The following is a 12,332-nucleotide window of genomic DNA, read 5'->3' as shown; positions in this document are numbered from 1 at the left end:
TACCCGTTCTGTCATACGGTGAGGATGACCCACCGTTCAGGCGTCGCCTCCGAGCATCGCGCTCAGGGCCTCCTGCGCCTGTTCGTAACTTTGAAACCGGATGGCCTGCATCCCGAAGTCCCGCGCCCCCTGGACGTTGGGCTCCAGGTCGTCGATGAAGACGCATCGGCCCGGCGTCAGGGCGTATCGCTCACAGAGGGCGGCGTAGATGGCCCGGTCCGGCTTCAGGAGCTTCACGTCGCAGGAGAAGACGCCGCCGTCCAGGGCGGGCAGGAAGTCCAGCACGCCGGGGTTGGCGTCCATGATGAGGCGCGAGTAGTTGGAGAGGAAGAGGACGCGCCGGCCCGTCGACTTGACCGATTGAATCCACGGGACGGCGTAGTCCAGCCGGCTCACGCAGCCCCCCACGTGCTCCATGAGCGTGCGGATCTCGCCCTCCCGGCGGGGCGCACCGGCGATGAAGCCCTCGACGATCGACTCCGTGCTCAGCACGCCCCGGTCCAACTCGTCCCACAGTCCCGTCCCCCAGAGCGCCTCGTTGATCTCCTGGATGGCCCTCTCGTCCCGGACCCAGCGATGGACGTAGCCGTTCCAGTCGAAGTTCGCCAGCACCCCTCCGATGTCGAAGATCACCGTGTCGATCGCAGCCGTACTCATCGTCTCACGTCCCCGTCCGCATAGATTTTTGAACGCAGTATAACACGACGTCCCGACGGACGTCAGGCTCGAAATAACGAGCCGGATACGGTACAATAATTTAAAAGGGAGTTTTATCCGCGTCCTGTGGGGGCGCGGCACCGTCGTCGTTCTTAATCTTGGATTGGGAAACTTGAATAAAGAAAGGAGCTGGTTCAAATGACCGTCGTCATGAAGGGGGCCGAGGTTGCGGTCGGGATGAAGGAGGCGCTCCTGGCGGAGCACGCGGAGCTGAAGGGGATGGGCGTGGATCCGAAGCTGGCCATCGTGAGGGTGGGGGCCAGAGGGGACGACCTGGCCTACGAGCGCGGAGCCCTGAAGCGCTTTGCCGGGCTGGGCATCACGACGCAGGTGTACGAGTTGCCGGAGGACATCGAGCAGGCGGATTTCGACGCGGAGTTCGGGAAGGTCAACGCGGACCCGAAGGTCCACGGCATCCTCCTGTTTCGCCCGCTTCCAGGCGGCCTGAGCGACGAGGCGGCGCGCCGGACCATTGACCCCCGCAAGGACGTGGATGGAATGAGCCCCATCAGCTCGGCCATGGTCTTTGCGGGCGCGAGGGACGGCTTTGCCCCCTGCACGCCGGGCGCGGTGATGGAGATGCTGGCGCACTACGAGGTGGACCTCAAGGGAAAGAACGTGACCCTCGTGGGGCGCAGCATGGTGGTGGGGCGCCCGCTGGCGATGCTGATGCTGGCAGCGAACGCCACGGTGACGATCTGCCACACGAAGACCGTGGACATGCCGGCCGTCTGCCGTCGCGCGGACATCGTGGTCGCCGCGGCGGGGAAGGCGGGCATGATCGGCGCGGACTGCGTGACGGACAGGAGCATCGTCGTGGACGTGGGCATCAACGTGGGGCCGGACGGCAAGCTCTGCGGCGACGTGGACTTTGAGGCCGTGTCGTCCATCGTCAGCATGGTGAGCCCCGTGCCGGGTGGCGTGGGGGCCGTAACGACGTCCGTCCTGGCCAGAAACACGCTGCGGGCCGCACGGCTTTTGACGAAACGCTGAGGGCCATGTCCCTGTCCGTCCGCCAGGTGCTCCAGCGGGTGAGCGAAGGGACGATGAGCGTCGAGGACGCGCTGCTGCACGTGAAGGAAAAGCCCTTCGAGGACCTGGGCTTCGCCAAGGTGGACCTGCACCGCAGGGTCCGCCAGGGTGCGGCGGAGGTCATCTACGGCGCGGGCAAGACGCCGGAGCAGATAGTGGGCATCCTGGAGGCGATGCGGCGGAACGGACAGGGGCCCGTCCTCATCACGCGCCTGTCGCCGGAGGCCGCGGAGGCCGTCGGCCGGTCCTGCGCGCTGGACTACCACGAGGAGCCCCGCGTCGGCATCGTGGGAGACCTGCCGCAGCCCGATGGGATCGGGCGCATTATTGTGGCCACGGGGGGGACCAGCGACATCCCCGTGGCGGAGGAGGCCGCGCTGACGGCCGAGGTGCTGGGCAGCGAGGTGCAGCGGCTCTACGACGTCGGCGTGGCGGGTCTCCATCGCACCCTCTCCCACCTGGAGGACATCATGAGCGCCAGCGTCCTCATCGCGGTGGCGGGCATGGAGGGGGCCCTGGCCAGCGTGCTGGGCGGCCTGGCGGAGTGTCCGGTCATCGCCGTGCCCACCAGCGTGGGCTACGGGGTGTCCTTCGGCGGTCTGGCGGCGCTCCTCGCGATGCTGAACTCCTGCAGCAGCGGCGTGACGGTGGTCAACATCGACAACGGCTTCGGGGCGGGGTACTGCGCCAACCGAATCAATCACATGGGCGTTAAGAGATGAAATAGCGGGGCCAGGCCCCGCTATCTTTCATCCTGTCTTCTTCTGTCCCGCTCGCCCTCCGGCCCGCAGCCCGTTCCCCAGTTGGGGGTGAGGCGTTTGCGGCGGTCCACGCCGCCGGGGGCGCCTTTGTCGCTGACGCGGCGCTCCTTCTCCATGGAGGGGTCGTAGATGACGCAGCAGGCGCGCCCGCTGTGCTTCGCCTGGTAGAGGGCCAGATCGCTCCGGTGGATGAGGTGGTCGATGGCCGAACCGGTCTCGCTCTCGGTCGTCTTGGTGATTCCACCGCTGATGGTGAGGTTCGCCATTTTATCGGAGCTGTGGAAGTAGGCGGCCATGTCCTGAATGAATTGGTCCACCCGTCCCTTGAGGTCCTCCACCGACAGGTCCCCAAAGAACACCATCATGAACTCGTCCCCGCCCAGTCGGGCGATGAAAGCGTCCGGGAAGGTGTGCTGCATCATCTCAGCGGTGGCGGCGAGCGCCGCGTCGCCCGTCTGGTGCCCCCAGGTGTCGTTGACCTCCTTAAAGTGGTCGAGGTCCAGGTAGACGCAGATGACGTGTTCCTCGTCCTGGTGGGACTGCATGTAGTTCTGGAAGTACCAGCGCGAGGCCAGACCGGTGAGGGCGTCCTGCCGGGCGATCTCCAGGAGCTGCTGCTGAAACTTCAACTCCTTCGTCATGTCCCGTGCGACGCTGACGGTGCCGATGATCGTACCGTCCTCGTCGAAGATGGGGGTCTTGTAGGTCTTCAACCGGCGCAGGCCCTCCGGTCCCCTGACCTCCTCGTCGAAGACACAGGTCTTTCCCTGACGGATGACCTCTTTGTCCGTCTCGGGGCAGGCGTACTCGTCCTTCGCCCCCTCATCTTCCGGCATCCTCCAGATGTAGTAGTGTCCGCGTCCCTGGATTTCCTCTTTCGTCTTCCCGACGAGCTGGCAGAAGGCGTCGTTGACCTTGACGTGGGCGCCCTTCAGGTCCTTGTACCAGATGAGGTCCGGCAGGGGATCGATGGTCTGATTCAGCTGATTTTGAGCTGTCCAGAGGTCCTTCTCCGCCTGGATCTCCCGCAGGATGCGTTGAAAACGAAAACGCAGCATCGCGGGGGAGAGAGGCTTTACCCACACGTCGTCCCACAGTGCCAGGTCCTTTTCGGACAGGTTCTTCGGACGGGAGGTGCAGAGGATACGCTTTGCACCCCCATCAATGGACGCGCACAAATCTCCCTCCGAGAGCCCCGCGCTCTCGTCGAGGATGACGATCTGGCGATCCCTCCGAGGCAGACCTCCCAGCGGCTTCAAGGGCTGGAAGTAGTGGATGAAGCGCGGAAGCGGCGCCACCCCCTTCAGGACGCTCAGGGAAACGTCGTCAAGCCCGTAGCAGCTGATGATGAGCTTGCAAGAGTACAATCCTGCTCCGCCTCCTTAAAATTTGTCCGAAAGTTTTTCGCGGTTCATGATTACCGACCAACTTGCACGTTGATTTATTATTATGCCAGATATCTCGAAAAAAGCAAAAAGACACCGTCGGGAACCTGTTGTTCGTGGCGCGGCGTCCCCCTGGAGGTCGATCTTTGAGATTGCTGGAACGGCTGCTCGTGCGAGGGCGGAGATGAGCACGAACGGGCGGGTTTTGCTTGACAAACTGATGCGGCGGAATTACAATTTTTAGGAGGGGAATTGTATCGTCACTTTGTAAAATTCTGGAGGAGGACTCTTTATGTCTATTCGTGGAAAACTGCGCTTGATCGCAGGAGCAATTTTCCTGGTGATCCTCTTGATGACCAGCGTGACTTACGTTCGATCGGGAGCAATGCTCGACAGTTTTCTGAAGAGTTCTGGCACCGAAATTGCAGTTGGGGCTGCAAACATCGTCCAGGGTGAACTTAACCGCTACATCGCTACCATAAACGTTGCTGCAGCCGCCATGCGCCAATCCTACATCGACGCAGAGAACCCTGATGCCGGGGCAAGGAACGTTGAGGCGATCTGCGAAAAGATTCTGAAGAACGCTGAGGACAAGAACATCCTGAACCTCTACCTGGCGCTCGAGTCCACCGGGTTATTGGCCATCGCAAGCTCCGAGGGCAAGTGGGTGGCCCCGGCGGGGTATGACGCCCGGACGCGGGGTTGGTATCAGCAGGCTGTGGCCGACCGCGGGGCGACCAAGTTCAGCGCTCCCTATGTCGAGGCTGCTTCAGGGAAGCTGGTGATTGCAGCCACAAAGGCCGTTTATGACGACTCCGGCAAACTGGTGGGCGTGGCATCTATTGAGGTGGATTTGGACAAGCTGAGCGCTTTTGTGGTTAGCCAGAAGGTCTTCGGTCAGGGATCGGGCGCCCTCGTGCAGAAGGACGGCACGTTCATTGCCCACAGCAACAAGGACTACGTTTTGAAGGCCAACCTCCTCAATGGGCAGGAGTTCGATGCGTCCGTCCATCAGTTTGCGGTCAAAGTCGTGGGCGGTGGGACGGGCTTCGCAGACTACCTCAACAACGGGGAAAGGCGGCGCGTCTTTTACGCGCCTGCAGGCCACGACTTCTTCTTTATCGTGTTCTTCCCGATATCGGTGATTCACTCGATGGTGCATGGCCTGACGGTCTTCCTCGTCCTCATCGCTGCGGCGGCGCTCCTCGTCATCGGCTTTCTCATCTTCGCCATCATGCGCAGCCTCTCCCGCTCCCTCAAAGGCATGAGTGCTGCGACGGTCGAACTGGGCAGGGGCGACCTGACGGTCCGCTTCGACGAGACGGGACGCGACGAGTTGTCGGGCATGTCCAGGGAGCTCAACGCGATGATCGCTTCCGTGTCCGAAACGCTTCGCAACATCCGGATCGAGGCTGACGAAACCTCGAGACAGGCCGATACTCTTGCGGCCCTGTCCGAGGAGACCCTCGCATCGATGAAAGAGGTTTCGGCTTCCATCGAGCGCGTCAACGGCGTCGTCAGCTCCGCCTCCTCCGCGACGGAGGAGACCCGTGCATCCGTCTCGGAGATTGCCGACAGCGCTCAGTCCAGCGCACAGAGCGCTACCGAGAGCGCCGAACAGGCTTCCCGCGTGGCGGACGTCTCCAAGAACGCCGTGGATGAGGTCGGGGCCGTCGTCACGGGCATGAGGGAGGCAAAGGACAAGTCCAGCCATAGCATCGCCCAGATTCAAGAGCTTGGGGAGTCGGTCAACGCGATATCCTCCTTCGTGACCACGATCACCTCCATCGCCGATCAGACGAACCTTCTCGCCTTGAACGCCGCCATCGAGGCCGCGAGGGCGGGAGAAGCGGGGCGGGGATTCGCCGTCGTCGCCGAGGAGGTGCGCAAGCTGGCCGAGGAATCGGCTCATGCGGCTCAGGAGATCGAGAAGTTGATAGCGGGCCTTCAAAAGCACTCTGAAAGCTCCGTCGAGGCGACGAAGGAGACGGAGAAGCTCCTGATCGAGACATCGGCGACGGCGGAGGTGACGCAGCAGAAGCTGAACGGCGCCATGGACGCCATTGCCCGTCTGAACGATGCCATTCAGAACATCGCCGCGATATCCGAGGAGCAGGCCGCCTCTTCCGAGGAGATGACGTCGGCCATACAGCACGTCGCAGACGCCAATCACGGCGTGGTTGAGGCCGCCGATTCGATTCAAACCGCGACCCGCGAGACGACCAGGGCCGCCGAATCCATCGCCGGCGCCGCACAGGGCCTGGCCTCCACGGCGGAGAAGCTGCAGGGCTTCATCGGCTCGTTCTTCCTCGAAAAACAGGGCGATATCGTTCCGAAAAAAAATCGATGACGTCCGAATCCTGAAGCGAGGCCCCCGACGGGCTAAAAAAGTCCGTCGGGGGCTTTTTCATCTGCTGAAGCGCCAACCTTCACCTGGATGGCCCGCGGCGCGGACGCTCCCCGCCTTCGGCCCCGGGAGGCCTGAAAGCTGCTTCCACGAGGCTTGGGGCGGTTGCATTTAGCCGGTTGATCTGTTAATTTAGTATGAAGAAGGGAGGGATTTTGGAATGCAGAGCAACTTTTTGAGCCCCGCGGAGGTCGCGGAGCTGGTTGTGGGCGTGGGGCAGCGGAAGGCGGAGATGTCCGTGACGAACCAGCTGATCCTCGGCGTGATGGCGGGGGCGTTCATCGCGTTTGGGGCGGCCGGGTCCTGCGTCGCCGTCCACACGGTGGAGTCCGCCGGAGTGGCAAAGGCCCTGGCGGGCGCGCTCTTCGCCGCAGGGCTCATCATGGTGGTGGTGGCGGGGGGCGAGCTCTTCACGGGGAACTCCCTCATGCTCATGGCCCTGGCCGAGGGGCGGATCTCCCCGTGGCAGCTCCTGCGCAGCTGGCTCGTCGTCTACGCCGGGAACTTCGCGGGCGCGCTTCTCACCGCCGGGTTGGTGTGCCTGTCCGGGCAGTGGGGGATGTCGGGGGGGCTCTTGGGGGCCTCGGTCATCAAGACGGCCGCCGGCAAGACGGCCCTGTCCTTCCAGAACGCCTTCTTCCTGGGCATCCTCTGCAACTGGCTGGTCTGCCTTGCGGTGTGGATGAGCTTCGCCGCGCGGGACATCGCGGGCAAGGTGCTGGTGATCTTCTTTCCCATCTGGATCTTCGTGACGTCGGGCTTTGAGCACAGCGTGGCCAACATGTACTACATCCCCGCAGGCATCCTGGCCGCGGCGGACCCGGCCCTGGCGGAGCGGGCAGCTTCCGTCGGGCTGTCGCCGGAGGCCCTGGCGAACCTGAACTGGGGCGCCATGCTTCAGGCGAACCTCCTGCCCGTTACCCTGGGTAACGTTGTGGGCGGCGGCGTCCTCGTGGCCTTGGCCTGCTGGTTCGTCTACCGGCGGGACAAGCGGTAGGGCCGAAGACAACGCAAAAGGGGCCGGAACGCTCCGGCCCCTGAAAATTGAAAAATCCCCGCATGTACCGTGTCCTGAAAGTCTTGACCCGCTCCCATAACGAATGGGACTGTCTCGCCTCAGTTCAGTCAGCGTAAGCCGTCATCCCCGACGAGAACGTTCGTCCCCGCTGGAATCGAGTGTTGGCTCAAGACATTATCACGATCACGCATACCGCAGGGGTATTGCGTTCCATCACGCTGTTATTATATCAGAAAATCCACGAAAATCTCCCTGGAACACCCTTAGGGCCTCAAGAAACATGGGGTAACTCGCGAGTGCTGTCGGGGGCAACCGGGCTTGGTTCAGGGGAGGCAATCCTATTAAACGCGAATTGGTATCAGGCACCAGGGGGGATCATACGTTTGAGTGTCCTCAACGACCTGGCCGGTGTTCCCCTCCGCGAGGTTGACGGTTTTTCCGTGCGGGGGCGCGCTCGATTCCTGCCTTCTGCGGAATGAGCCCGCCTGTCGGCACGCTATAATAACGGTCGGCCCCGCGTCCTGCCCAAAACGGCGGCGGGGTTTTTCGGAAAGCTAAGATGTCGGACGAGACGAATGAACGCGAATTGAGGAGGCTGTGACGATGACCTTGAAGCTCTTCAGGCGTGCCAGGATCTACACGCCCACGTTGGGGGCCGCGCCGGCGGCGGGAGCGGAGCAGGGACGGATCCGTTCCGTTGAGGACGGCGCCTTCCTGGTGGAGGACGGACGCTTTGCGGCGGTGGGGAGCGCTTCGGAGGTGGAGGGAAGCCTCTCCGGACGGACGCCGGACCAGGAGTTCGACCTGGGAGGGGCGGCGGTGGTGCCGGGTCTGGTGGACCCGCACACCCACGCCTGTTTTGCCGCGCGGCGGGAGGCCGAGTTCTCCATGCGTCTGGCGGGGAGGCCCTACCTGGACATCCTGAAGGCGGGCGGCGGAATCCTTTCCTCCGTGCGCGCCGTGCGCGCTGCCTCGGAGGAGGAGCTCTTCTCCTTCTCCCGAGACCTGCTTCGGCGGACGCTCCACTACGGGACCACGACGATCGAGATCAAGAGCGGGTACGGCCTGGACCTGGACTCGGAGCTGCGCATGCTGCGCGTCATCGGGCGCCTGGGGCGTGAGACGGTGCAGACGGTGGTGCCGACGTTCATGGGGGCCCACGCCGTGCCGGAGCCCTTCAAGTCGGACCCGGATGGCTACGTGCGGCTGCTGACGGAGGAGATGCTGCCGGCCGTAGCGGAGCAGGGGATCGCCCGCTTCTGCGACGTGTTCTGTGAGGAGGGGGTCTTCTCCATCGAACAGAGCCGCAGGATCCTGCTGAGGGCGCGGGAGCTGGGCCTTGGACTCAAGATCCACGCGGACGAGGTGAACGACCTGGGCGGCGCGTCCCTGGCCGGCGAGCTCCGGACCGCCTCCGCGGAGCACCTGTTGGCGGCCTCCGACGAGGGAATCCGGGCCATGGCGCGGGGTGGGGTCGTGGCGGACCTGCTGCCCGCCACGGCCTACAGCCTTCGGAAGCCCTTCGCCCGCGCGCGGAAGATGATCGAGGAGGGGGTCCCCGTGGCCCTGGCGACGGACCTGAACCCCGGCTCCTGCTACTGCGAGTCCATGGCCTTCGTCATCAGTCTGGCCGTCATGGAGATGGGACTGACCCCGGAGGAGGCGCTGACGGGCGCGACCCTCAACGCCGCCTGGTCCCTGGGGATGCAGCAGGAGGTGGGCTGCATCGAGCGCGGCAGGATGGCGGACTTCCTGGTGCTGGACGGGGAGACGCCCGCGACGTTTGCCTACCTGTCCGGAGCCCGGCCCATCCGCTCCGTCTGGAAGCTTGGGGAGCGCGTAGCGTGATCCCTGCCCGATGCGGCGCAGGCGGCCTGTAAGGGTCATGCGATTTCATTTTTCGGGGCTGCGCGCCCGGTCGCGGGCGCTCTGCCTCGCGGCAATCCTTTTTCTGGCGATCCCCTGCAGAGCGGAGGCCGTGACGCGCGGCGCCTTTCTGGCGGCGCTGCTGGACGCTCGGGGGCTCTCCTCGAACGTCCCCGTGGGGAAGAACGCCGTCGCCTTCGTGCAGGAGACGGGGATCGTGACGGATGGGATAGGGGGCCCGAACGCCCAGGTGACGCGCCGTGAGGCCCTGCGCTGGTGCATCCAGTCTCTGGGGCTGGCCTTTGAGGCGGGAGCGCTGTCCGACGTGTCGGCGGGGTTCTCGGACGAGAAGGCGCTCACGCCCTTCGAGCGGGGCTGCCTCGCCGTGGCGGTGAACATGACGCCGGCCCTCCTGTCGAGGGACCGGAGCTTCCGTGGTGCCCAGCGCTTGACGGAGAAGGAGATGCGCTTCCTTCTGGATCGGGTGAGCCAGGCCAGTGAGGGACTGAGCCTGGAGGTGACGCTCACGCCCGTGGAGGGCCTGACGCTCCTGTTGCACCGGGATGGGGTTCCTACGGGCGTGCCGCGTTGGCGCGTCTATGCCGACGGCTTCGAGGACAAGGCGGCGGCGGAGTCGGCTCAGGCGTTCTTCAAGTCGAAGGGCTTTGAGATGTCGATGCTCCAGCCGCAGTACGAGTGGTTTCTGCGCTCCCCCGTGCTGGAGGATTATGGGGCCGCGCGGCGCCTGGCGTCCCTGATCCGGCAGCGAAAGCTTGCCGTGTGCCTCCTTCCCTCCGTCTCGAACTCCAACACGGATATCCTGCCGCGCTACTGGGCCCTGCTGACCATCGACCCCGGCCTCTGGCGAATGGTCCCTGCGGCCTCGTCCGAGGGGCCCGCTGCGCTGACGCCCCTCAGCCGGATCGTGAAGGACAACGGCCTGAGCGCCGCCATCAACGCGGGGTTCTTCGCCGTGACGGGGCGCAGGCAGGGGTACCCCATCGGCCTCCTGAGGCGGGACGGCGCGGAGGTGCACAAGCTCTACAACGGACGCGGCTGCCTGGGCTGGAACGACGAAAACGAGGCCGCCTTCGGCCTGCCCTCCCTGGTGAACGGGGAGCTGGTGGGCGCGGGAGGGGAGAGCTGGAGCGACATGCCCTTCGCCATCCAGGCCGGACCCCTTCTCCTGAGCGACGGCGTCGTGCAGGGAAACGATGAGGGGTTCTCCAATTCGCTGCTCTCCGCGCGCCACCCGCGCTCCGTGGTGGGGCTGACGGCGGATGGGGAGTGGTTCTTCCTGGCGGTGGACGGCCGCAACGGGCTGCACGCCGCGGGCGCTACGATGAGCGAGCTGACGGACATCCTGCGCTCCTATGAGGTCCCCTACGCCCTCAACTTGGACGGCGGCGGGTCCACGGAGCTCATCGTGAAGGGCCGGCTCTTCACCTTCCCGTCGGAGGGCAGGGAGCGTCCCATCAGCTACGCCCTGGGGGTGGTGCCCGCCCCCCGGTGAGCCGGCTTCGCGACGCGAAACGCAGGACGAAATCGTGGCAAAGACAAACGCCGAGCGAGGCGTTATGTGCTAGAATAGCAAGAATCGAACGGGACGGTGCTGCGGTTGTAAGCCCCGTTACTTTGAAGGAAAGTGGAGTGTTCTAATGAAGAAGTTGCTGTTGTGCGCGCTGCTGATGGGCCTGCTGGCTGTTACCGTTTCCCCGGCGCTGGCCTGGGAGAAGCAGAAGGACCTTGGTCAGGACCACGTGAAGATGAAGTGGTACCTCCTGGACTACGGCGTGAAGGATAACGTCCCCTTCGCCATCGCCCGGAAGTACTACACGAACACCTCGATCAAGAGCCAGACGGTGGACCTCCTGATGTCCAAGTACAACATCTCCCCCGAAGTGGCCGGCAGCCTGTATTTCACGGAGTACGGCTACGAGTACACGCCGGACGGCAAGCAGTTCGCGGTGACCTACCTGCGCCACTACGACATGCTGGGCAACGAGATATACGCCACCGTCTACGACGGATCGAGCGATGCCCTGAAGAAGGTCTTTGCCAACGTGGACCCGAAGTCCACGCCGGGCAAGGGCGCGGCCTACGCCCTGGGCAAGAAGCCGGCGGCCGAGAAGCAGCCGGCCGCCGCCAAGAAGGCACCGGCCAAGCGCCCCGCCAAGAAGGTCAAGGTGAAGAAGTAGGCGACGCCGAGGCCCTGCCTCGGTCGAACCCCAACTCCATCCAAAACGACAAGGGCCGCGGGAGACCGCGGCCCTTGTCGTGCGCTGCGGTTTAGAGGGTGTTTGCCGTCAGGGCCTGGTCCCAGCCGTTTTTTCTGACGTAGAGGATCAGCAGGACGGAGCAGAGCAGCCAGCCCGCGGGGTAGCTGAGGGCGATTGGGGTGATCGAGTCCGTCAGGCGCGAGGCGACGAGGAGGTAGACCTGGCGAAACAGGACGAAGGAGCCCAGCATGAAGTACATGGGGGTCCTGGCGTTTCCGACGCCGCGCAGCGCTCCGCCGTAGATGATGTAGACGACGTTCAGGAGGTCGAAGACGCTGTTGAGGCGCAGGAAGAGCACCCCGTAGCGGAGGACCTCATCGTCCCGGTTGAACAGGGCGACCATCCATGGGGCCGAAGCGTAGATGACGGCGACGATGAGGGCGGTGATGCCTGCGGAGATGCCCAGGCTGGCGCGCACTCCGGCGCGGACGCGATCCGGGCGCAGCGCTCCCGCGTTCTGTCCCGTGAAGGTCGTGACGGCCATGCCCATGCTCTGAATCGGCAGGAAGACGAAGGCGTCGATCCTGATGTAGATGCCCCACCCCGACGCGCTGGCGGCGCCATAGGCGTTGATGTAGCCCTGGACGAAGACGTTGGAGAAGGAGGTGAGGGCCAGCTGAACGCCCGACGGCAGCCCCAGGTCGAGAATCCTTCGCAGGATGTGCCGGTCCACGCGCATCTCGCCCCAGGTTATGCTGTGGCATTCCCTGCTGCGGAACAGGAGACGAAAGACGACGAGGCCTGAGACGAGCTGCGACAGGATCGTGGCCCACGCGACGCCTGCGACGCCCGCCTTGAAGGAGATGACGAACAGGAGGTCCAGCGCGATGTTCAGGACGGAGGAGAGAATCAGGAGGAACAGGGGGC

General features: G+C 64.3%; 10 protein-coding genes. 7 read left to right on the top strand and 3 right to left on the bottom strand.

Annotated features, from left to right (window positions below; all coding sequences use genetic code 11):
* Positions 1 to 36: 36 nt before the first annotated feature.
* Positions 37 to 657, bottom strand: coding sequence for an HAD family hydrolase (locus SY1_RS04750; protein WP_015556350.1), 621 nt, complete (start codon positions 655 to 657; stop codon positions 37 to 39).
* A gap of 198 nt (positions 658 to 855) precedes the next feature.
* On the opposite strand from SY1_RS04750, the gene SY1_RS04745 reads away from it, so the two are divergent.
* Both SY1_RS04745 and larB read left to right on the top strand, forming a co-directional pair.
* Positions 856 to 1,710 carry a bifunctional 5,10-methylenetetrahydrofolate dehydrogenase/5,10-methenyltetrahydrofolate cyclohydrolase gene (locus SY1_RS04745; RefSeq protein ID WP_015556349.1) on the top strand — a complete coding sequence of 285 codons (855 nt, stop codon included), beginning with the start codon at positions 856 to 858 and terminating at the stop codon, positions 1,708 to 1,710.
* Positions 1,711 to 1,748: 38 nt separating this feature from the next.
* The gene (gene larB / locus SY1_RS04740; RefSeq protein WP_243440583.1) at positions 1,749 to 2,471 is read left to right on the top strand and encodes a nickel pincer cofactor biosynthesis protein LarB; all 723 of its coding nucleotides are present in this window, start codon (positions 1,749 to 1,751) and stop codon (positions 2,469 to 2,471) included.
* A gap of 20 nt (positions 2,472 to 2,491) precedes the next feature.
* Here larB and SY1_RS04735 read toward each other — a convergent pair whose 3' ends face one another.
* Positions 2,492 to 3,877, bottom strand: coding sequence for a sensor domain-containing diguanylate cyclase (locus SY1_RS04735; protein WP_208872879.1), 1,386 nt, complete (start codon positions 3,875 to 3,877; stop codon positions 2,492 to 2,494).
* Between the two features lie 310 nt (positions 3,878 to 4,187).
* Here SY1_RS04735 and SY1_RS04730 point away from each other — a divergent pair, with 310 nt between their 5' ends.
* The 5 genes from SY1_RS04730 to SY1_RS04710 all read left to right on the top strand — a co-directional run bounded on the left by SY1_RS04730 (position 4,188) and on the right by SY1_RS04710 (position 11,384).
* A complete protein-coding gene (locus SY1_RS04730; protein ID WP_208872877.1) occupies positions 4,188 to 6,245 on the top strand; it encodes a methyl-accepting chemotaxis protein in 2,058 nt (685 codons plus the stop codon).
* Between the two features lie 217 nt (positions 6,246 to 6,462).
* Positions 6,463 to 7,299, top strand: a complete 837-nt coding sequence (locus tag SY1_RS04725; protein WP_015556346.1) for a formate/nitrite transporter family protein — start codon at positions 6,463 to 6,465, stop codon at positions 7,297 to 7,299.
* Positions 7,300 to 7,923: 624 nt separating this feature from the next.
* Positions 7,924 to 9,168: an imidazolonepropionase gene (hutI, locus tag SY1_RS04720; protein ID WP_015556345.1), complete on the top strand. Its 1,245-nt coding sequence runs from the start codon at positions 7,924 to 7,926 to the stop codon at positions 9,166 to 9,168.
* Positions 9,169 to 9,205: 37 nt separating this feature from the next.
* Entirely contained in the window at positions 9,206 to 10,699 is a 1,494-nt protein-coding gene (locus SY1_RS04715) for a phosphodiester glycosidase family protein (protein ID WP_015556344.1), read from the top strand.
* Positions 10,700 to 10,844: 145 nt separating this feature from the next.
* Positions 10,845 to 11,384 carry a hypothetical protein gene (locus SY1_RS04710; protein WP_015556343.1) on the top strand — a complete coding sequence of 180 codons (540 nt, stop codon included), beginning with the start codon at positions 10,845 to 10,847 and terminating at the stop codon, positions 11,382 to 11,384.
* Positions 11,385 to 11,475: 91 nt separating this feature from the next.
* On the opposite strand, the gene SY1_RS04705 is transcribed toward SY1_RS04710, so the two are convergent.
* On the bottom strand, positions 11,476 to 12,332 hold an 857-nt coding region (locus SY1_RS04705), incomplete at its 5' end, for an MATE family efflux transporter (RefSeq protein WP_243440582.1).

The organism is Fretibacterium fastidiosum (assembly GCF_000210715.1).
GTDB lineage: Bacteria > Synergistota > Synergistia > Synergistales > Aminobacteriaceae > Fretibacterium > Fretibacterium fastidiosum.
This window is presented reverse-complemented; position numbering and strand designations above follow the sequence as displayed.